The 20860-nt window shown below is 57.5% G+C and carries 16 protein-coding genes and 4 pseudogenes; 8 read left to right on the forward strand and 12 right to left on the reverse strand.

Annotation, left to right across the window (positions count from 1 at the left end; translation table 11 throughout):
• Nucleotides 1-34: 34 nt before the first annotated feature.
• Entirely contained in the window at nt 35-2596 is a 2562-nt protein-coding gene (locus RGR602_RS28660; protein ID WP_040115416.1) for a GcvT family protein, read from the reverse strand.
• A 503-nt stretch (nt 2597-3099) separates the two neighbouring features.
• On the opposite strand from RGR602_RS28660, the pseudogene RGR602_RS28670 reads away from it, so the two are divergent.
• The 3 genes and pseudogenes from RGR602_RS28670 to RGR602_RS28680 all read left to right on the forward strand — a co-directional run bounded on the left by RGR602_RS28670 (nt 3100) and on the right by RGR602_RS28680 (nt 5073).
• Nucleotides 3100-3410, forward strand: a pseudogene (locus tag RGR602_RS28670) (PadR family transcriptional regulator).
• Entirely contained in the window at nt 3382-4614 is a 1233-nt protein-coding gene (chrA, locus tag RGR602_RS28675) for a chromate efflux transporter (RefSeq protein ID WP_223844136.1), read from the forward strand. The pseudogene RGR602_RS28670 and the gene chrA overlap by 29 nt, the downstream one beginning before the upstream one ends.
• A gap of 75 nt (nt 4615-4689) precedes the next feature.
• Nucleotides 4690-5073, forward strand: a complete 384-nt coding sequence (locus tag RGR602_RS28680; protein WP_040115418.1) for a VOC family protein — start codon at nt 4690-4692, stop codon at nt 5071-5073.
• A 30-nt stretch (nt 5074-5103) separates the two neighbouring features.
• On the opposite strand, the gene RGR602_RS28685 is transcribed toward RGR602_RS28680, so the two are convergent.
• The 3 genes from RGR602_RS28685 to RGR602_RS28695 all read right to left on the reverse strand — a co-directional run bounded on the left by RGR602_RS28685 (nt 5104) and on the right by RGR602_RS28695 (nt 8204).
• Nucleotides 5104-5508, reverse strand: a complete 405-nt coding sequence (locus RGR602_RS28685) for a DUF779 domain-containing protein (protein WP_040115419.1) — start codon at nt 5506-5508, stop codon at nt 5104-5106.
• A 71-nt stretch (nt 5509-5579) separates the two neighbouring features.
• Nucleotides 5580-7088 (reverse strand): aldehyde dehydrogenase, encoded by a 1509-nt coding sequence (adh, locus tag RGR602_RS28690; RefSeq protein ID WP_040115420.1) that lies wholly within the window; start codon nt 7086-7088, stop codon nt 5580-5582.
• A gap of 156 nt (nt 7089-7244) precedes the next feature.
• On the reverse strand, nt 7245-8204 hold the full coding sequence (locus RGR602_RS28695) for a helix-turn-helix domain-containing protein (protein WP_040115421.1): 960 nt from the start codon (nt 8202-8204) through the stop codon (nt 7245-7247).
• Between the two features lie 447 nt (nt 8205-8651).
• On the opposite strand from RGR602_RS28695, the gene RGR602_RS28700 reads away from it, so the two are divergent.
• Complete coding sequence (locus RGR602_RS28700; protein WP_040115422.1) at nt 8652-9422, forward strand: transporter substrate-binding domain-containing protein; 771 nt, start codon at nt 8652-8654, stop codon at nt 9420-9422.
• A 45-nt stretch (nt 9423-9467) separates the two neighbouring features.
• On the opposite strand, the gene RGR602_RS37745 is transcribed toward RGR602_RS28700, so the two are convergent.
• Entirely contained in the window at nt 9468-10235 is a 768-nt protein-coding gene (locus RGR602_RS37745) for a hypothetical protein (protein WP_166677430.1), read from the reverse strand.
• Here RGR602_RS37745 and RGR602_RS37750 point away from each other — a divergent pair.
• A complete protein-coding gene (locus RGR602_RS37750; RefSeq protein WP_166677431.1) occupies nt 10203-10808 on the forward strand; it encodes a GGDEF domain-containing protein in 606 nt (201 codons plus the stop codon). The two genes, RGR602_RS37745 and RGR602_RS37750, sit on opposite strands and share 33 nt — an antisense overlap.
• 106 nt (nt 10809-10914) lie before the next feature.
• Here RGR602_RS37750 and RGR602_RS28710 read toward each other — a convergent pair whose 3' ends face one another.
• Complete coding sequence (locus RGR602_RS28710) at nt 10915-11193, reverse strand: DUF982 domain-containing protein (RefSeq protein WP_040115423.1); 279 nt, start codon at nt 11191-11193, stop codon at nt 10915-10917.
• A gap of 1174 nt (nt 11194-12367) precedes the next feature.
• On the opposite strand from RGR602_RS28710, the pseudogene RGR602_RS28720 reads away from it, so the two are divergent.
• The 3 pseudogenes from RGR602_RS28720 to RGR602_RS28725 all read left to right on the forward strand — a co-directional run.
• Nucleotides 12368-13009, forward strand: a pseudogene (locus RGR602_RS28720) (glutathione S-transferase family protein).
• Between the two features lie 26 nt (nt 13010-13035).
• Nucleotides 13036-13510 (forward strand): annotated as a pseudogene (locus RGR602_RS37755) (transposase); the annotation flags it as partial.
• A gap of 105 nt (nt 13511-13615) precedes the next feature.
• Nucleotides 13616-13878 (forward strand): annotated as a pseudogene (locus tag RGR602_RS28725) (carbohydrate ABC transporter permease); the annotation flags it as partial.
• 243 nt (nt 13879-14121) lie between these two features.
• On the opposite strand, the gene RGR602_RS28730 reads toward RGR602_RS28725, so the two are convergent.
• The 6 genes from RGR602_RS28730 to RGR602_RS28755 form a co-directional block, all read right to left on the reverse strand.
• Nucleotides 14122-14460: a slr1659 superfamily regulator gene (locus tag RGR602_RS28730; RefSeq protein WP_022717797.1), complete on the reverse strand. Its 339-nt coding sequence runs from the start codon at nt 14458-14460 to the stop codon at nt 14122-14124.
• A 17-nt stretch (nt 14461-14477) separates the two neighbouring features.
• On the reverse strand, nt 14478-15032 hold the full coding sequence (locus RGR602_RS28735; RefSeq protein ID WP_040115426.1) for a slr1658 superfamily regulator: 555 nt from the start codon (nt 15030-15032) through the stop codon (nt 14478-14480).
• A gap of 4 nt (nt 15033-15036) precedes the next feature.
• Nucleotides 15037-17397, reverse strand: a complete 2361-nt coding sequence (locus tag RGR602_RS28740; protein ID WP_133939651.1) for a SpoIIE family protein phosphatase — start codon at nt 17395-17397, stop codon at nt 15037-15039.
• Nucleotides 17394-18572: a class I SAM-dependent methyltransferase gene (locus RGR602_RS28745; protein WP_040115427.1), complete on the reverse strand. Its 1179-nt coding sequence runs from the start codon at nt 18570-18572 to the stop codon at nt 17394-17396. Before RGR602_RS28745 ends, RGR602_RS28740 begins: the two co-directional genes overlap by 4 nt.
• Entirely contained in the window at nt 18569-19027 is a 459-nt protein-coding gene (locus RGR602_RS28750) for a hypothetical protein (protein ID WP_052451929.1), read from the reverse strand. Before RGR602_RS28750 ends, RGR602_RS28745 begins: the two co-directional genes overlap by 4 nt.
• Before the next feature lie 110 nt (nt 19028-19137).
• Entirely contained in the window at nt 19138-20808 is a 1671-nt protein-coding gene (locus RGR602_RS28755; RefSeq protein WP_040115429.1) for a putative bifunctional diguanylate cyclase/phosphodiesterase, read from the reverse strand.
• Nucleotides 20809-20860 lie beyond the last annotated feature (52 nt).

Raw genomic sequence — 20860 nt, forward strand, 5'->3', positions numbered from 1 at the left:
GGCAACGGGTTCGCTGAACCCGTTGTTCTTGATATCAGCTCCGGGGCTTCGAATTTTCCGGATCGTAGAGCGGCTTGTAGCCGACGGCGACGACTTCGACGGGATAGGTCTCGCCGAAGTAATCGACCTCGAGCTCGCGACCCACCTGGCAATAGGACCAGGGCAGAAATGCCAGCGCGATATTCTTGCCGATGGTCGGGCCATAGGCAATCGACGTCGTATAGGAGCGGCGGCCGAGTTCGTCGACCAGCGTTTCGCCCGTGGCCGGATCCATGACCGGCAGTGAGCCGACCGGGTAGCGGGCAACACCGCTCGTGTCGACATTGTCAGTCATCACGAGCGTGCAGAGCATGGCCGGCTGGTGCTCGCGAGCCTTGTATTCCAGATGCTTGGACTTGCCGCGGAAGTCGGCTTCCTTGACCTTCGGACGGGCGAGGTCGGATTCGATGAGGTTGTACTGCGTAAGTAGGTCGGCGTTCTGCAGGCGCAGGCTCTTTTCCATGCGGCGGGAATTGGCATAAGTTTCCACGCCGAAGGCCATGACGCCGGTCGAGCGCAGCGCATCCCAGACAGAAAGACCGTCTTCGTATTTCATGTGCAGTTCCCAGCCCTGTTCACCGACATAGGAAATGCGGAAGGCCGTGACGGACTTGCCGGCGATCTCGATCGGTTTTATTGCCGCGAAGGCGAAGTTTTCGGGATCAAGGCCGGCCGGATCGGCGACGACCTTTTTCAGCGTTGCGCGCGCATTCGGACCCCAGATACCGATGGTGGTGTACTTCTCGGCCACCTCGGTGACGGTAACGTTGAACTCCTTATCCTCGGCGATGCGCTTCACGTAATGGAAATCGCGCGGGCCGGCATCGGCGCCGTCGATGACGCGGCAGCGATCGGCCATGCGGATCACGGTCAGGTCGGCACGGACCATGCCTTCGTCATCGAGGAAGTGCGTGTAGATGCCCTTTCCGACGTTTGCATCACCGCCGATCTTGGCCGCGCAGATCCATTCCATCAGTTCGACATGGTCCGGGCCCTCAACATCGAACATGTAGAAGTGGCTGAGGTTGACGATTCCGCAATCCTCGCTCATGGCGAGATGTTCAGCATTCGATACGCGCCAGAAGTGCCGGTTGTCCCACTCGTTTTCGCGAACCGGAACGCGGTCGCCATACTTTTCAAGCAGATGCTCATTCGCCTTGTAGCCGTGCGCGCGTTCCCAGCCTCCAAGTTCCATGAAATATCCGCCGAGCTCCACCTCGCGCTCGTAGAAAGGCGAGCGCTTGACGTTGCGTCCGGTGGCATAGGGCTCGCGCGGATGTATGGCGGGAAAGTAGATCTTCTGGGCCGCCTCGAATGTACGGCCCTCGATGAATTTTTCCTCGAGCTGGTGCGGATAGAAGCGTGCATAGTCGATACTGGCATGGTCGATCTCTGTGCGGCCGTCCGTCATCCAGTCGGCGATCAGCTTGCCGTAGCCGGGGCCGTCCTTGACCCAGATAGCGACGCAGTACCAGAGGCCGCGAACCTTCTGGCTTTCGCCGCAGGACGGGCCGCCAGCTGCAGAGACCTGCAGGAGGCCATTGAAGGAATGGCCTTCATTGTATCCCAGTTCACCGAGGATCGGGGTGAGCTCCATGGCGCGCTCCAGTGGCTCGAGGATCTGCTCCATTTCGAGGTCGCGTTGCGAGGGCGAGAGGCGAGCTTCATGCTTTTCCAAAATGTCGCGCGGATGGCAAAGGCGAGGATTGGTCGTTTCGTAATAGCCCCATTCGATCTGGCCGCCTTCGGTGGTCTTCGGGTCGCCGGTATCGCGCATGTAGGCGGAGTTGCCCTGGTCGCGCAAAAGCGGAAAGCCGATTTCCTTGCCCGTGCCTTCGAACTCGTTGTAGGGTCCGAAGAAAGTCAGCGGATGGTCGACCGGCATGACCGGAAGGTCTTCGCCGACCATTTCGGCGATCAGGCGACCCCAGATCCCGGCACATACGACGACATGATCGGCCATGATCGTGCCGCGATGAGTAACGACGCCCTTGATGCGGCCATTCTCGACGATCAGCGATTTGGCGGGCGTATTGCCGAAAACCTTGAGCTTGCCGGCCTTTTCGCCAGCATCGACCAACTTGCCGGCGACGGTCTGCGAGCGTGGAATGACGAGGCCGGCATCGGGATCGAACAGGCCTCCCTGAACCATGCTCTCCTCGATCAGCGGGAACTTTTCCTTGATCTCGGCCGGGCTGACATAATGTGCCCGGGTACCGAAGGCCTTAGCCGAGGTTAGCTTGCGCTTGATCTCTTGCATCCAGGTGTCGTCGCCGGTCCGTGCAACTTCCAGGCCGCCGATGCGGGCGTAGTGGCCCATTTTCTCGTAGAAATCGATGGAGTACTGCGTCGTCCAGACCGAGAGATAGTCATGGCTGGTCGTGTAGCAGAAGTCGGAGGCGTGCGCCGTCGAGCCGATGTCGGTCGGGATGCCCGACTTGTCGATGCCGACGATATCATCCCAGCCACGTTCGATCAGGTGATGCGCAATTGATGCGCCCACAATGCCGCCCAACCCAATAATTACAACTTTCGCTTTTTGTGGAAATTCTGCCATCACATGCACCCTCGAACTTTGTTGCGCCGAATCTAGTACACGCAATGACGCGACTACAGTCGATCCACGACATAAAAATGTAGCGATCCGCCAAATGCCTCGCCTGTTCGAGACATCCGCGGGCAGCCATTCTCCTGCACTCCGGCAAGGTACGCCTATACAGGCCAGCCGCGAGGTTCCGGATTCATTTTTTTGAACAGGCGGAGAGCTGCAGACCATGGATCTTCGCGCAGGGAGGCGAGAAAGTCGGCAGCTCAGTTGCAAGCTGCGACGATCGTCGTCGCTGAAGGCTTTTTTCACGCCGCCGAGCACTCCGGCTGGTTTCGAATATCACCTGCAGTTTGGGTTCGTGTACATTCTCGATGTCTTCGCGCAGGTCGCCTCGCTGATCATCGGAATTTTCCTATGAAGGTCGACCGGCTCCGTGCTGGCGGGCCCGACTCTTCCTATAACGCGCGATTCCCGATATCGAATATCGAGTAATCTATTTTTGATGGCGAGGAATGGAATATCAGGATCTTCTTTCCGGTTTTGTCCGGCCCACGTCCTCCATCACGCCGCAGAGGGCAATCTGCACGGCCTGTGGATGATCGAAGAACTGGCCCGGCATGGCTACAAAGTCAGCGCCGGGACGCTCTACCCCATGCTGCACTCCCTGGAGAAGAAAGGTTATCTGACCTCACGTATCGAACGCGTCGGCCGCTCGCACCGGCGGATCTGCAACGCTACACCCTACGGCCTTGTCGCTCTCGAAAAAACCAAGGAAAAAGCCAAGGAGCTATTTCGTGAAATTCTCCCAGACAACACTGCCTGAGTCTGCAGTCGAGCGCCCGCGTGGCAATCCCGGTGAAGTCTTTCGCGTATTCCTGAAGCTCGGGCTGACCTCCTTCGGCGGACCGATCGCGCATCTCGGCTATTTCCGGGACGAGTTGGTGGTGCGGCGCAGATGGATCGACGAGGCCGGCTATGCCGATCTCGTGGCGCTTTGCCAATTTCTACCGGGGCCGGCGTCAAGCCAGGTCGGCTTTTCGCTCGGTATCCTGCGCGGCAACGGCTTGCTTGGCGGGCTCGCTGCCTGGTTCGCTTTCACCATGCCATCGGCCGCCATGCTCCTGGTCTTTGCGCTCGGTGCCGCGGCTTTCACCGGACCCGTAGCAGAAGGCTTCCTGCACGGCCTGAAGCTGGTAGCCGTTGCCGTTGTCTCGCAGGCGATCTGGGGTATGGCGAAGGTTCTTACACCTGACCGCGAGCGTGCCGGCATTGCGTTGGCCGCCGTTGCGATCACTGTGTTCATCGGGGGAACGTTCGGCCAGACCGGCGCGATCGCACTTGGTTCTGTTGCCGGGCTCTGGTTTTGTCGCGCGGTCGTCCCTGTACAGGCCGGACGTCTCAGCTTCCCAGTCTCGCGCCGGGGCGGCGCGATCGCGCTCATCGTCTTCGCGGTCTTGTTCTTGGTCCCGCCCCTTATTGCAGGCTTCACTGGCCATGAGGCTGTCGCGCTGTTCGACGCCTTCTATCGCTCGGGCTCTCTGGTGTTCGGTGGGGGACATGTCGTGCTGCCGTTGCTTCAGGCGGAAGTGGTGACGCCTGGTTGGGTGACGAACGAGGCTTTTCTCGCCGGCTATGGCTTGGCGCAGGCAGTGCCCGGACCGCTTTTTACCTTCGCCGCTTATCTCGGCGCGGTTATGGGGCCTGCACCCAACGGGCTCGCCGGGGCGGTCATCGCCCTTGTCGCCGTCTTTTTGCCGGGCCTGCTTTTGGTTTACGGCATGCTGCCGTTCTGGGACGCGCTTCGGCTGCGAGCCGCGGCACAGGCCGCCATGCGCGGCGCGAACGCCGCCGTCGTCGGGATCCTTGGTGCGGCGCTCTACAGCCCGGTCTGGACGAACGCTGTACTCTCGCCCGTGGATTTTGCACTCGCACTCGCAGGGTTTCTCTTGCTTGTCGTCTGGAAAATGCCACCCTGGATCGTCGTCTTGGTGCTGGCAGCAAGCGGTGCGCTTCTCCATCCCATTTGAGGACCTTTGGGCAAGGGCAAGCATCTACCAATTATCGGGGGTAAAGTAACGAGAGCTACAACGGAGGAAAATTCCATGTCAGGCATCAGCGTGCGTTACATCGTTGACGACGTCGACGCAGCAGTCGATTTTTACCAACAGCATCTCGGCTTCTCGGTCGCGTTTCGTCCCGCGCCAGGCTTCGCCATTCTCACCAAAGATGGGTTTCGCCTTCTCGTAAGCGCAATGACCGGACCAGGCGGAGCGCCACAGGCGATGCCGGATGGGCGCAAGCCGGAGCCCGGCGGCTGGAATCGCATTCAGATCGAAGTTACGGATATAGAGGCGCAGGTCGCAGCACTGCGCCAAGCCGGCGCACGGTTCCGCAACGACATCTTGCAAGGAATGGGCGGCAAGCAAATCCTTCTCGAGGACCCCGCGGGAAATCCGATCGAACTGTTCGAAGCGCCGAAGAAATGAGCTTTGCCAAATGCGCAGCCAATGGAGCCCTCAAACGCTAGGGACATCGGAAGCGCTTGTGCGCTGATCCGGGATGGCGCAGGTCGCGCCGCCCAAAAGGCGCGAGCGGGTGAGAAAACGTTTCTCGCGCCCATTGTCGAGCGAAAACATGCCGCCGCGGCCGGGGACGACATCGATGATCAGTTGCGTATGCTTCCAGGCTTCGAACTGGCTGGCACTGATATAGACAGGCACGCCCCCGATCTCGCCAAGTTTCACATCTGTCTCCCCGACGCGGAATTCAGGTGACGGGTAACACATCGGCGACGACCCATCGCAGCAGCCGCCGGACTGGTGAAACAGGATATCGGGATGGTCGCGGCGGATTTCGCTAATCAGAACAAGCGCCGCATCCGTTGCAAGCACGCGTGGTTCACCGGTAACGGTCGTTTCCATCCTGGTTCCTTCATGCCGAAAAGCCTCCTCCCGAATAGGGAGAAGGCAGCAATTTATGACCAACCCGTTCCTCAGAAGAAGCCGAGCGCCTTCGGGCTGTAGCTCACGAGCATGTTCTTGGTCTGCTGGTAATGGTCAAGCATCATCTTATGTGTTTCGCGGCCGATACCAGACTGCTTGTAGCCGCCGAAGGCCGCATGTGCCGGATAGGCGTGGTAGCAATTCGTCCAGACGCGCCCCGCCTGGATCTCGCGGCCGAAGCGGTAGGCGCGGCTTCCGTCACGCGTCCAAACGCCTGCTCCCAGGCCGTAAAGAGTGTCGTTGGCGATCTCCAGCGCTTCCTTCTCATTCTTGAAGGTCGTGACCGATACCACCGGGCCGAAGATCTCTTCCTGGAAGATGCGCATTCTGTTATGGCCCCTGAGGATCGTCGGTTTGACATAATAGCCATTGGCAAGTTCGCCGCCGAGATCATTGCGCGTGCCCCCCGCCAGGACTTCGGCGCCTTCCTGCTTGCCGATGTCGAGATAGGCGAGGATCTTCTCTAACTGTTCGTTCGATGCCTGCGCGCCGATCATCGTCGCGCTGTCGAGCGGGTTGCCCTGCTTGATGGCTTCGACGCGCTTGACGGCCCTTTCCATGAAGCGGTCATAGATCGATTCCTCAACCAGGGCGCGGCTGGGGCAGGTGCAGACTTCGCCCTGGTTTAGAGCAAACATCGCAAAACCTTCCAGCGCCTTGTCAAGGAAATCGTCGTCTTCGGCCATGACGTCGGCGAAGAAGATATTTGGCGACTTGCCGCCGAGTTCGAGGGTAACGGGGATGAGGTTCTGGCTGGCATATTGCATGATCAGTCGCCCGGTCGAGGTCTCGCCCGTGAAGGCGATCTTGGCGATGCGCGGGCTGGCCGCAAGCGGCTTGCCGGCTTCCAGGCCAAAACCGTTGACAATATTGAGGACGCCTGGCGGCAGCAGATCGCCGACGAGTTCGGCCCATACAAGAATGGACGCTGGTGTCTGTTCGGCCGGCTTGAGAACCACGCAATTGCCCGCCGCAAGGGCCGGAGCAAGCTTCCAGGCCGCCATCAGGATGGGGAAGTTCCAAGGAATGATCTGGCCGACGACGCCAAGCGGCTCGTGGAAGTGATAGGCGACGGTGTCGTGGTCGATTTCGCCGATCGAGCCTTCCTGTGCACGTATGCAGGCAGCAAAATAACGGAAGTGGTCGATGGCAAGCGGAATGTCGGCCGCCATCGTCTCGCGGATCGGTTTGCCGTTGTCCCACGTCTCGGCCTGGGCGAGCAATTCCAGCTTGTCCTCCATGCGCTGGGCGATCTTCATCAAGATATTCGAGCGTTCGGCAGGCGAAGTCTTGGCCCATTTATCCTTCGCCGCATGGGCCGCATCGAGCGCCGCGTTGACGTCCTTTTCGTCGGAACGTGCAATTTCGCAAAGCTTGCCGCCTGTCACCGGCGTGATGTTGTCGAAGTATTTGCCTTCGATCGGCTCGCGCCACTCGCCCCCGATGAAGTTGCCGTACTTTGACTTGAACGGCGCTTCGACGATCTTCTGATGCAGCATGTCATCCTCCCTAGATGAGCCAGGTTCAGGAGTGAACCAGTGGAGGAATTCTGCGCATCTTTGGTCGAACGAACCAGACTGGCGGGGTATTGTTGCAGTGCACAGTGTCGCAGCGGTGCGACATGATAATCGCACTTCGGAAAGAACAAGAGACGTTCAGTGGAGATTGAGCTTCTTCATCTTGCGATGAAGGGTGGCCCGGCTCATGCCAAGATCCATCGCAGCCCGCGAGACGTTGCCGCTGGTTCGGGTGAGGGCGCGCAAAAGCGCCGCACGCTCTGCTTCCAGAAGAGCCTCGCCGTTTGCGGCGCAGTTTTCATGGAGCGCATCGGCTGCGGGAACGCCCGCCGCAATCTGCCGGTCGTCCAGCTTCAGCGCCAGCCGCGCCGCGCGGGTAGCTCCGAGCACGAGGTCGTGCTTGTCCACGGCAAGCAAGGCGGCCGCCGAATTCGCGCCTGAGGGGACCATCAGGAAACGCGCGCCGCTAAAGGCGCTCCGGAAGATATTGAGCTCGATGCGAAGGGCTGCGTCGCGCACGGTCTGCGACAGGATCGACAGCGTCATCTCGTTGACATCGTCGCGGCAGGTGGAAATGTCGAGTGCAGCTGCGAGCTGGCCAAGATGATCGCGGATCGGCGCGGTCGTACAGCTGAGCCGGATATTGGAACAAAAGAAATGCTGGTCACGGAAGATCGCAACGGCGCGTTCGTCGGCCAGCGCAGTGCCGATGCCGTTCGTGCCAATGCTTGCCTCCGTCCAAATCGATCCTGTCCAGAGGCCGAGATCGTGAAACTCCTTGTCGTCGCCGGCCTTGCCCCGCCGTTCGAGCGCAATGCCGTTACGGTCCGTGAGCAGCAAGCAGCAGCCGGCCTTACCGACTGTCGTAAAAAGCCGGTCGAGCTCGTCTGTAGCATCCTTGACCAGTTGTTCCGATTGCTCGCGTGCCTGCCGAAACTCGTGATCGGTGAGCCGCAAAGGTGTGCGCACATCTTCCGGCGCCAGCTGATGCATGGTCATGCAACGCCGCCAGGAAGCCACAATTGGTGAACTTGCCGCCGCTGATTTCTGCTGCGCGCATGTATAGACATGACCCGCATGTGCGGAGTGTTCGTGCATCGGCTCCTCCCACGGAACGCAAGAGCAATCTGTCGGAAATAACGTGTTTCTGCAATGCTCCTGGAATATGAAGATTGTCGCATGGCTCGGCCGAACTGTCGCAGCCGTGCGACAGTTGGTGTTCTGGGGTGCATCCGCCGCACGTCAAATGGGGCAATGACGCTACATCTGCCCGATTGTTCCGGAAATGGCCCTGGCAGCTCTCAGGCGATCGCATTGGCGTTCGCGACAATGGCCGCCGGTTTGGCCGGCGGCAAACGATGCCGCTGTTTCCGCCAGCGTCTTGGTCCTGCGATGCTGGACGTTGACGTTTTTAAAATGAGATGGTGCCGAGTGGCCCGTTGGGTGCCAATGGGACCTCGGATTTGGCCGCAAATTCGTTGAAATCGATGGGGTGCCATCATCGTTTGTTATCTATTTCCTTCTATCATGCTCAAAGGACGGAAGATGGGGGAACAGATGATCGGCCGGTTCGCACTTGCAGCAGTCCTTTTTCTCGCAGGCTCGATTGATCTCGCGACGGCGAATGAAAAGCTCCGCGTCGCGACGGAAGGCGCATACCCACCATTCAATTTTCAAGATGCATCCGGTCAGCTTGGTGGTTTCGACGTCGATATTGCCAAAGCGCTTTGCCAGCAAATGGCGGTTGATTGCACGTTTGTCGCCATCCCCTGGACCGAGATCGTTCAAGGTTTGTCGGATAATAAATACGACATGATCGTCGCAAGCATGGCGTTTACCGAAGAGCGCGCTCAAAAAATGGAGTTCTCCGCTCCATACTACCGTTCTCATTCGGTTCTGGTCGGCGACGCTGAAAAGTTCCAGGATAGTGCGCCGGCAGCCCTCTCCGGCGTACGGATTGCGGCAGCACAGGACACGATCCAGGCGGAGTATTTGCAAAAGGCCTATGGAGCAAGCAAGGCCGTGCTGGCAAAGGATCAACCAGGTGCCCAACGTCTTCTTCTGGACAACCAGGCCGATCTGTTGATCGGCGATGCCATTGAACTTTTGAGCTTCCTGCAGACCACGGAAGGTGCGCGCTTTGGATATGTGGGAGATCCAATCTCAAGCGAGTTTCTTCAAAGTTCGGCGCACATCACCGCGAAGAAGGGAAACTCGGCCCTGATTCAGAAGGTGAATGCCGCACTGAAGCAGATTAAGCTCAACGGTGTCTACGACCGCATCAACGACGCTTATTTCCCGTTCAGCATTTATTGAGCCGATGGAATGGAAGAAAATAGCGCCCCGAAACGGCGTCAGCTCTCACTCAGCGCTGTTGCAAGATTTCTTCTGCTCGGCGTCGTGGCATATACGCTGATTGCAGCGGCTTTTTCGTTCGTCTTCCTGAAAAGGATCGAGACACAAGCGAACTTTACGCGCGATGTACAAATCCCTCTGATCCTGACGCAAACGCGCAATGCGGTAAAAATCGAGCGCCTCTCTTCTCTTGTTCGATCGATCTTTTTGGCGAAAGACCGCAGACTGGAACGCCAGATCCAGTTGCAAATCCAGGCTCTCGCGCAAGGCTTTTCGTTCGATCACCACGGTTTCCTGGTTGAGAGATCTCAGAAAGTCGCCGACGAAGCCAAGACGATCGCCAAGCTTCGCCAGCAGGCCCGCGACAAAGAAAGCTCGACGCAACCGTCGCCCTCCGCCAATTCTATCGACGCACGGGTCGTTGATGAACTCGACCGACTGGCGACGCAGGCCTATGAGAGGGCCATACACGATCTCGATGCGATGGGGACTCAGTTGAGCGGCGATGCTGCCGTCGTGGCGGACAATATCGCCAGCGAAATCCAAAACAGTGCGAGCTACATGCAGGTTGGGTGGCTCCTCATCCTGGTTGTTCCTGGCCTTTTCGCCGTCACAATACTCATTGCTGCCAAGCATCATCTTGCTGCACCCATCGGCGCTGCGATTAAGAATTTGGAACGCATTGGCAGGAACGAACCGGTCCTGACGCTGGAACGCCTTCCACTCATTTCGGAACTCGCAATGATTGATGCGGCGATCGTTGCCTACGGCCAAGTATCCGACGATCTGCACCGCACCAATTCGATCCTGCAAGGATTGGCGGAAAAGGATCCTTTAACGGGATTGGCGAATCGACGGACCTTTGAAAGCTATCTGGCGGCGGTCTTAACCCGTCCGGCAATAAGCTCGCCCGGCGTTGCGATCATGATGATCGATATCGATCACTTCAAATCCGTCAACGACACTTTCGGTCACCTTGCAGGTGACAGGTCTCTTGTGGCTGTCGCGAATGTGCTGACATCCGTGCCATGGCAAGCAAACCATCTTGCAGCGCGATACGGCGGCGAAGAGTTCGTCGTCGTCCTGGAGGAGTGTTCGCTCGAGCAAGCGATTGAGCGCGCGGAATGGCTGAGACGTTCTGTGCAGGAGCTTAACATCGAGACAGGAACAGGGCAGCCATTTCTGAGACTAACCGCCAGCGTAGGCGTCGCTGTCTCGAATAGTGTTTCCGATCAACCGTCAGACATAATCGCAAGAGCAGACCGTGCCCTCTACACCGCAAAGAAAAGCGGACGCAACAATGTTCAGGTCGCATCGTTAGATATTGGAATTTCAAAAGCGGGCTGAACATCCGTCAGCTGCAGTTTCACCGGTGCTGGCAACATAAAGGCTTCGCACGGCGTTCTACTGCCAACTCGTCCTTTCATGCGCGCCACCAGCAAGACGCGTGGCATCAGTTGCGCGGGTGCGCGGGTCTCACCAATTCGATGACGATAATGTTCGCTTCATGCGCAGCCTTGATAAATGCAGCCCGCACGTCTTCGGGAGGTATTCGGTCGTATAATCCGTCAAGGCATGCCATGACTGCCTCGGAAAAATCCTCTCCGTCATCGGTCGGCCAGTGCTGCAGTAGGGTATCGGCTGCAAGGCCCACAGAGTTAACGACCCGATACTTTCCGATGCGATGCATCGCCAAACCGACCGGCCGAAACGCCAAACCGTTTCGTTTCATAACACTTTGCCTCCGTTAATCCGCCGTACCAGCACTCGTTGCAAAACCCGTGCCCGATGCCCGCGATGGCCTGGATGACGCAATCAAGGCCACAGCGTCAAACAAACAGGCTACTTGCGCGTTTACCCAATTGCCCATGCCTATATTCGTGGCTGCTAGAGCGCTGGTCACAGGCAACACGGGGCCAGGGTTGATTCAATGGTTGGCCCACGCACTGATCAAAAAGGAAAGGACAGGGGAGACAAGGCTCGCCCAAGACCAGATATTTTTCAATATTTGCGTAGTGCGATGGCCGGGCTTCATCCGGGTATCGGCTGGGTAATTTACCTCGCTCTGGTGGCGCTGATCTTTCTAATGGGATCACTGCCCATGTGGTGGCTGCTATGACACCGAGGACAGAGCGAATCATACTCGCCTTGCTTTGCCTCATCGGCATCGTGGCACTGGTCTATGAATTTGGCTAAAGTCGCCGCTTTCTTCTCCAGGCCGGACCGGGCGTTGAAGCCGCATAATGCGTTAAGTCTCACGGGTCAGTACCGCTCTCACTGTGAACACGCCACGATATCGGCTCCAACGGGTGTCGGCTGTTCTGCTCCACGTTCTCAGACGTCACGGGACTGCTGTCGTTCGGCATATCGAGCCGCGCTGGATAGACCCGCTAGCGTGAAGCGGCAGGGAGCGTAACTAGGGTTCCCGCCGCCTGCCGCATATCGAAGGCTACTTGTCCGGCCGCCATCTCGATTCCGTCCCCGACATTTTTCCGGCCCGTCCTGCAAATCCAATAGACGCTTCGTTGCCGCTACGTCATCAAGCAAGGTATGGGTGAGGTGGAAGCCGCGCCTTTCGAGGAAGCCAAGTGCAACCATCGGCAGCGCACCGACGATGTCTTGAGCCCGTTAGGACGTGACCCATAATCAGGATTGACCCGAAATGGGTGGAAGGCCCGCGGTCTGCTTTCAGGGCGCAAGCTCGCAAAAGCGGACAATCGAACAAGGCAGCCCTTACACGCGGCCTTGTGGATTGGCCACCGTGCCATCACGACCGTTGATCGGAAACGGGCCTCGCGATCTGCGCCCAGCTGAAAATAGTTCAAGGCCGAGGTCGATTTCGGGGAGGCCATTCGTCGTCCCGATAGGAAGACGAAGAAATTCGCCCAAGCAAGGAAACGGATGCGATGACAATCACTATCACAGCATTTGAACGATCGCCCGACGGCGGCAAGGGACTGGCGCGCCATATGCGCGTTCGCTGGGCCCTCGAAGAAGTGGGTCAGCCTTATGAGGTCTGGTTTCCTTCGCACAGATGAAGGCGCCTGACCATCTGGCCATCCATCCCTTCGGCCAGATCCCCACCTATGAGGAAGGTTCTCTCGCTGTTTGAGACCGGCTCGATCGTCTTTCATCTTGCCGAGCAGTATGCGGGCCTGCCGCCGAAGGATCACGATGCCCGTGCGCGCGCGATCACGTGGATGTTTGCCGCACTTAACACCGTCGAGCCGCCGATTCTTGAACTAACGACGGCAAAAATATTCGAAGGTGACAAGCCTTGGAGCGAGGAGCGCTTACCGTTGGTCAAGGACCGTGTTCGCGCTCGGCTGGACAAACTCTCGGCGCACTTAGGCGTCGCCGACTGGCTCGACGATGCGTTCAGCGCGGGCGATTTATTGATGGTATCAGTGCTGCTGCGACTTAGAATGTCCGGCATTTTGGACGAATATCAAAACTTGGCTGCCTATGTAGCTCGCGGGCAAGCCCGGCCCGCTTATATCCGGGCTTTCGCCGCGCAATTTGCGATCAATGCCCCATCAACCAGCTGAAACACCTCATAAAGCTGAGCCGACAGCAAATGATCCACAGCGCCTCCATTCGCCCCCACCAGCAGGCCGCGACGGCAAAAACAGGGTGCGGATCACTGTCTCGGCCGCTCGCGCGGCGGGCCTCACGACCAAGATCCACGTCGTTGTCGACGCACAAGGGCTCCCGATCCGGCTCGGCCTGACGAAGGGCCAAACTCATTTGGGCAGATGCCCATACGCTACTCAATCACCTTGGGCCGGACACCATCGTGCCGGCCGACAAGGCCTGCGACGCCGACCGCATTCGTGAGCTGATCCGAGAGCCGCACCGAACATCCAGCCGAAGAGTAACCGCCGCTGGAAGCCTGCTTCAGAAAGCAGCTTTATCGCCAGCGCAATCTGATCGAGCGCTTCTTCTCCAAGCTGAAGCACGCGGGCGACTTCCTCGCTATGGTCCAACTCGGCTCGATCCGGATGTGGCTGCGGCTGAGTCTACGACCTAGCAATGGGAGAGAATTGTAAATATTAAAAATATAAATGTTTACATATAGATAGGCCTATCAGATAACATTATTGGCAAAGGTATTGAAGTGTTTTCGAGGCTTCAGCCGAAGGTGAAAGCGAAGGCTTCCACTCCCGATCCTGCTCGCGCTTTTCGCCTTCATGGGGAGTGGAATAGTTTCCTGTGGCCGCTAATCGTCACCAACGGCATGGAAAAGGCCACGCTGCCGCTCGGGCTCACCTTGTTTCAGATACAGCAAGGGAACCTCGTGGAACTATATCATGGCCGGCGCAGCGATCACGATGCTACCGGCATCTTCCTAGCCATCGTACTGCAGAAAGTGATCTATTGGGGTATCACCATCGGCTCCGGCTTCGGTGGACGTTAGTTCCTGCCGATATTGCGGCGAAATCTGTCAGATAGCCAGCGCGCCTTCACCCGAATTGGCCGTCAGGAGCGACTGAAGCGCATCACTCCGTCGCCACGACGATCATATGGTTGATCCGGCAATTGCCAAGGCCCTAGCTTGCATCTGGCTGACGGCCACCGAATGAACGCAGTTAAGCAAGCCTCATGGGAAGGCGAGCCTCCGCCGATCACTCGGGGCGTCGACGGGTCTGATGCACATGTGTCAGGTCAGCCGCAGATCCACGCCTGGATGCAACTTCTTGAGGTTGGGCAATGATTTGATCTGCCAGGGGACTTGAGAAGAACCGCGTACGGTCAAATGAATGTCCGGGTGATTGCGAGCCTCGATCGTCAACTTGGCAAGCAGGTTTATGCCGGAGGAGTTCAAGAATTGAAGTCCGGTCACGTCGAAAGTGGCCTTGCCCGCCCCCTCTTCGAGCGCTTTCATGGCCAAGGCATGAATGGGTGCGTAAGCGTCCGGGCCTGCCAGCCGCATGGTTCCGTCAAAATAAACGGTACCGCCCTCGGACCAGACGCGGAACGCTTCTTCTCTGATTTCCATAGCACTTTTCTCGCGGTTCATGACGGTGAAATTGGCATTGCTGCATATGTTTCAAGTCTCGCGCGGTTGCGCGGGCGATCCTCTTCGAAGAGCCAAGCCAGGTCTGCCTTGTAGTCGCTCATCAAAGTCAGCAATCCCAATCCGGAACCGCTACCTGCCGTTTTAGCGCTCGCCTCGATCTGCTGGATGAGAAGATCGCTCGGATCGCCTTGCGTTATGCTCGACAGCAACCGCTGGAACCTGGCTGCCGTCTGCCTGTCGACAAAATTCGATATCCTCATCTTAAAGCTGTCGTCCTCCGCTATGGCTTCGATCGCGATCTCGCCTGGAGCACGAAACTTGATGGCGTTTTCGATCAATTCGTTCGTAAGGTAGCCGATATCCTGTCGGACCTGATTATAGCGCCGCTTCGAAGGTCGAAATCGCAGCGCCATCATCTCGGCGATGAAATCCGACGTCATGCTGGAGTGTTTCCAGGCAAGGTCAAGAGGGCCATCGAGTAGCCGCAGCTGAACGGCGTGCGCCGCGTCAAACGAAGCGAGATGCTCCTGCCCATATAGGACGGTTGTCATGTCATCACCTGTGTCGCACTACGACGAGCGTAATGTCATCATGTATCTTTTGCGTTCCGATATAGGTCATGAGGCTTTCGAGAATACCGTTCATCACCTGCTCAGCTGTGCGACCGTGCAGGCGGCGGACGTTTTCGCAAAGCCGCTCGATGCCGAATAGTTCGCCTTCGGGATTTTCAGCCTCGGTGACGCCATCGGTATGAAGGACAATCAAATCGCCCTTGTGAAAGGGTATTTCGCGGGTATCGATGAAAGACGATATATCAGATTCAAGTCCCACTGGCAGGCCGAGGTCGCTGGTGTCGATCCGTTCGACCGCCCCGGTATGACGAATGACAATCAGATCCTCATGCTGGCCCGAAATCGTCAAACGCTCGCCATCATAGTCCAGAAATGACAGCGTGACATGCTTGTCGATTTTGGTCCGCTCGATGTTCTTGTAGATCGTGCGGTTCAGATGGCTGAGGAACCTTGAGGGGTTCGTTTCGCCGGCTTCCTGTAGCGCGCGGGCGACGGACTGCACCATAAGCATCAACACACCGCTTTCGAGGCCGTGGCCCGTCACGTCGCCAATGCCTATCTTCAGGTGAGCTCCGTTTTGCAGGATATCGTAGTAGTCGCCGCCGACCTCGTCGGCGGGGCGCATATAGGCGGCAATCTCCAACTGCTCGATCGCCGCAAGCTCTTTAGCGCGCGGCAGCACCATGAGCTGAATCTGCCGAGCCACATCCAGTTCGGCACCGAGGCGCAGGTTTTCGCTCTTCAATTGGCCGTTCAGAATCGAGATTTCTTCTTTGGCCACCTCAATTTCCTGCGTGCGCTCAGCAACCAGGTTCTCGAGATTTTCGGTATGGAAGCTGATCTCCTCGGCCATGCGGTTGAACGCGAGACCAGCCTCGCCGACTTCGTCCTTGGTTGGTATATCGACCCTGACAGAATAATCCTTTGTCTGTATGCGCTTGGCGGCACCCGCCAGTGCGCTGATCCCGCTTGTAATTCGCTTTGACGCCAAAAAGACCGCTCCCGTGACGACGAGCATCGACACGAGAACCGCGAGGATCTGATAAATCAGAATGCGGTTGGTCGCCCGCGATATTTGATCCCTGGCGGCTGTGAGGGAGGCATAGATTTCACGCTCGGGTACAACGATGCCGAGCGACATTACCTCGCGCTGAACCGGTCCGTTTATCCAAAGATTGGTTGCGTTTAGCTGTTTTGTAACGACAAGATAAGGAACATCTTCGCCGCTCTCGTTCAGCAAAATGTGCCTTATGACGCCATCGGCATCAAGCGGCAGTGAGGCGACTTCCTTTTGGGAACTGTTGCGTAAAGAGCGGTCAAGGCCGGTAACGCCCTTGTTCGTGGCGTCGCTCGCCGAGCGTAGACCGATGATCTTTTCCCCGGCAGGGTTGATCGCAACGACATTGCCGTCCGACATGGTTAGAAAGCCAAATCCGCTTTCGGCCACCTTCACGCGCTCGACAATTTCGGCGAGCTGGTCAAGGGTGATGTCTGCTCCGGCAGCTCCCGCCACGCTACGCCGATCGGCAGTCCAAAGCGGATGGAAGAAGCTGACGATCAGTTTTCCCGTGATTGCGTCGGTATAGGGAGCGGTCTGGGTGATATTGTCAGGTACCGGCCGCAAGGAAGGGTCGCTTGCCCACTTCTGCCAGGATTCATAAAGACCGGGAAAGAAGAAATCCCAAAAGTCTGCGCTGTTGTGACCGGGATAAAGCCGATCGAAAGTCTGCGCTTGATCTGTATAAGGTGCGGTCCTGAAGATCGGGCGCTCCTTCGGCCCAATATAGTACATCTGCAGCTTCGATGCGCCATTTTTCAGGAGGTCGGGCGCGACAAGATCAAGGACCGCACTCGTCTCGATATCCGTCTGCACCTGCGGCAGCGGACGGCGATCCTTGTCCAGGAGGTAGCCCCACACGCTGACGACCGACGGCGCCCCTGGAAGGTTCTGCGCCCATTTACCCTTGGCGTCAAACGTCACGGTCACCGCATCTGGAGCCGCCCTTGCCATGGCGGCTCCAATCTCCCCGTTCCTCGCTGGTTGATCGATCTGACCCTGAAGCACGCCTGTCAACGCCTTGACGTCGGAATGGACCTGGTGGAGAAGCAAGCCAACCTGCGCGGCCGTGGAATCGGTATAGGCGCGGATATAATCTTGACTTGCCCGTTCAAGGCCGTGTCCCACTTCGGCCGTCGCATCCCGAGAAAGTCGCTGGACATTCCAAAGGGCGAGACCGCCGCTGACAAGCAGGTCAAAAAGGACCGCCCCACCGACAACAATCATGAATTTCGCGCGAAATGAGCGCAGGCCGAGTCTTGGCTTCCTGATCGGCGCGGTCATCATAGCGGTTTTCGCCCGGACGCTGCCCAAATGGGCCAGCCGGCGTAGCCCTTTGGATGAAGCGCCGCAAAGATATGGTCGGCGAATCCTTGTTTGAAACGTTCGATGAATTCCGCTGAATCGCCCCTGCGGACGGACATTTCGCCTGCGTAAACATCTCGCCATGCCGCGATGACGTCTGCGAACTCCTGGGGATCGCCGTCGAGGTTGGTGACCATGAAACTTTCCATTTTCACCGCCTCGAAGCCCGCGTCCAACAATAGACGCAAGCTCTTTGGCCCCATTTCGACGTCCATGTCGAAATGGCTAAAGAGCTTGGCGACCTCGTTATAAGTCCATTGGATGCTGTCGGCCCGCGGCTCCCCCAGGCAGTGGGAGTTCTTCTCGTTGGTGATGTAAACCCGGCCGCCAGGTTTGCAGATCCGATAGAGCTCCCTGAGCAGCAGTTCGGGGCGATCGAAGATTTGCAACGAGTGCCGGCAGGTCACGAAATCGAACTGGTCGCTTTCGAACAGCATCTGCGATGCATCGCCGTAAGTGTATTCAATATCGCGGACATCGAACCTTTCGGCAACATCACGGGCATAGTCGAGGCTTGGCGAGGAATGGTCTAGCGCAACGATCCTTGCTGGACCGAACTCCTTTCTGACAAGCATCGCGAAATCGCCAATGCCGCAACAGATGTCGGCAATCACCATGCCGTTGCGAAGCCCATGGCGCGGCAATATCTCTCGCTCATGCCGCCACGTCATCTTGGTCTGCGTTCTGAGGATTGGAATGAAGCTTTTGTTTTCAACGAATGTCTGGCCGGGATAAAAAGCCGAGTCGTAGATCTCGAGCGCAATGTTCGGTGAAAGATCGCTCAAATGCCGGAACATCCGTGCCGCCCAGGCGACAACGCTTGATGCGACGACCACGAATTTGATTTCGGGCCTTAAACGCGAAGCATCGACCAAAACCCGCGTCAAGGCACGAAATGCCGTGCTGTTCATATGCGTAACGCGCTTTAGATTGACGTATAAAACACCGCTGACGGTCTCGATACCATTTCGCAGCAGCAAGAGATCGTCGGCAATTTCAGCCGTGGAATGAGGTCGAAGCACGCCGGCAAGGGAGAATTCCTGATCGTTGATGTTGAATTGCGCTGTAAAGACAGGCGAAGGACTTTGTGCAGTCAATTCAGTAGCCTTTCGAGCGGCAGGTCGACAATGAATGCAAGTGTGCCGATACCCAAATCGCGGATCTGGATTTCCGCGTCATAGTTCACAACCAGTCCGAGCAGGATCGCTTGGCCATCGGAGGCGGCATCGTTGGTGATCAAGTTGCAATAATTTATAACGGCTCGGCGGTTTTTTAATCCCAGGACAATCTTCCTGTAGAATTGTCGCTGTTCTGTCGGGCAAGGAAAGATCAGCTCGATGCGCTCGGTCTCCTGACAGCGATAAAAGTTGCATACGAACTCACCGTCATTCGCCTCTGAGCGAAACGACATCTCCAGAAGCTCGTTAAGGGCTGAGGAGAGCAGGTTGGAATGGCGCACGGGATCGCGCCGGTCATGGCTGACCATTCGAGCGACGTAGTTGGACAACTGATCGCAATGCAGCCAGTCGGCGGTAAAGCTCGCCATGTCCATCTTCAGACTGAGCAACTGGTCAAATGTGGGGCCAATTGCCGCTTCTTGATTCGTCAATCGACACCTCCTTGGCGAATTGCCGCTTCACTTTTCAGCATTTGACCCGATCATTATTCGGGTCCCGTGTCAGCATGCTTGCCAATAAATTCATCAACCATGTCGGCCCCCAGCGGCGGGCTCAGGAAATAGCCTTGCAACCGGTCACATCCCTCCGCCTGCAGCCAGGCGGCCTGTTCGGCCGTCTCAACGCCTTCGGCAGTCACGCGCATCCCGAGCCCGTGGGCCATGGCGATGACGAAGCGTACGATGGTTTGGCTCTTCTGATCATCAGGCAGGTCGTTGATAAAGTACTTGTCTATCTTGATGTTATCGAAGGGAAAGTTCTTCAGATAACTCAAAGAGGAATACTCGGTTCCGAAGTCATCGAGGGAAATTTGGATGCCAAGCACGTTGAGCGTGTTCAGCGTATCAAGATTGTTGATCGTGCGCTCCAGCAGCACGGTTTCGGTGATCTCGAGCTCCAAGCGCTCCGAGGGCAGTCCGACGACGTCGAGGGTTTGCGACACTCGGTCGGTCAGACCCGGGGTTAAAAATTCGGCGGGAGACAGGTTTACCGCAAGAGTATAGTGGGCAGGCCAGGTCGAAGCCTGCCTGCACGCTTCCTCTAGCACCCATTGACCGATTTCGCTCATAAGGCCGTCTGATTCCGCCATCGGGATAAAGGTGATCGGGGAGATCACGCCGAGGATTGGGTGGCGCCAACGCAGCAGTGCTTCGAAGCCGGCTATCGCCAACGACCGATCGACCAGCGGCTGATATTCGATAAAGAATTCACGGTGTTGCAGCGCAACCCGAAGGCTTCGTCTCAATACCTCTCGCTGTTCCAGCACATGCAGCATGCTCGGATTAAAGGTCCGCGCGCGCCGACGTCCGTCCTTCTTGGCGGCATAAAGGGCAACATCGGCAGCCTTCATCAACTGCTCGCTCTCATTGCCGTCGCGAGGTGCGATTGCAACGCCTATACTGGCACCGACAAACACGGTGATTCCGTCCACCGTGAAAGGCTTGCGAAATTCGGTGATCAGCGATTCTGCTAATTTTTCGGCCTCATCCGGTTGCTCTCGGGCGATCTGTATGACGGCGAATTCGTCGCCTGCAAGGCGATAGGCGGTCTCGTCCTTGCCCAGCGCCTTTCGAATCCTTTCGGCCGCAAGCTTCAGGACGATATCTCCGGCTCCATGGCCCAGCGTATCATTGACGGGCTTGAAATCGTCCAGATCGATCTGCATCAGTGCAAGGCCTGCCTTTGCACGGACCGGGAGAATTTTTCCCAGTTTGTCGCTGAATTGGCGGCGGTTGGGCAGCCCGGTCAAAACATCATGGGTTGCCTGGTGAAGGAGTAACGCCCGGTCCAACTCTTGCGCTTTTGCAGTCTCATCAATGTCAGAGCCGCCAAGTTCGACGATCGCAAGGCCGGCCCCTGCCTGGAACAACAGCAGGTTGCGCCGCTCGGATTTGCCGGCGTCGAGACGAATGGTTCGCGGCTTGCCGGTATCGACGACGAGCTGAACGAGGGCAGCCAGATCGGGATTTTCCAGGTCGGGATACACATCCCCCAAGGTTAGGGGGGCCTCGTCAGCAAGATCCAGGCGCTCCTTCAGCTTTTCAGACCAGTCGACGAGCCTGAGATCATGATCCCAGAGCGAAAACAGCCCCTCGACGTGGCTGCCGGATTCGGACTGCGGAGCCGGCTGAGGCCAGTTCGCACGATTTTCCGGCATGGGGTCACCCTCCTCAACCCGCCTCGCTTACGTGGTCCGTTATCGATACATC

Source organism: Rhizobium gallicum bv. gallicum R602sp (genome assembly GCF_000816845.1).
Lineage (GTDB): Bacteria > Pseudomonadota > Alphaproteobacteria > Rhizobiales > Rhizobiaceae > Rhizobium > Rhizobium gallicum.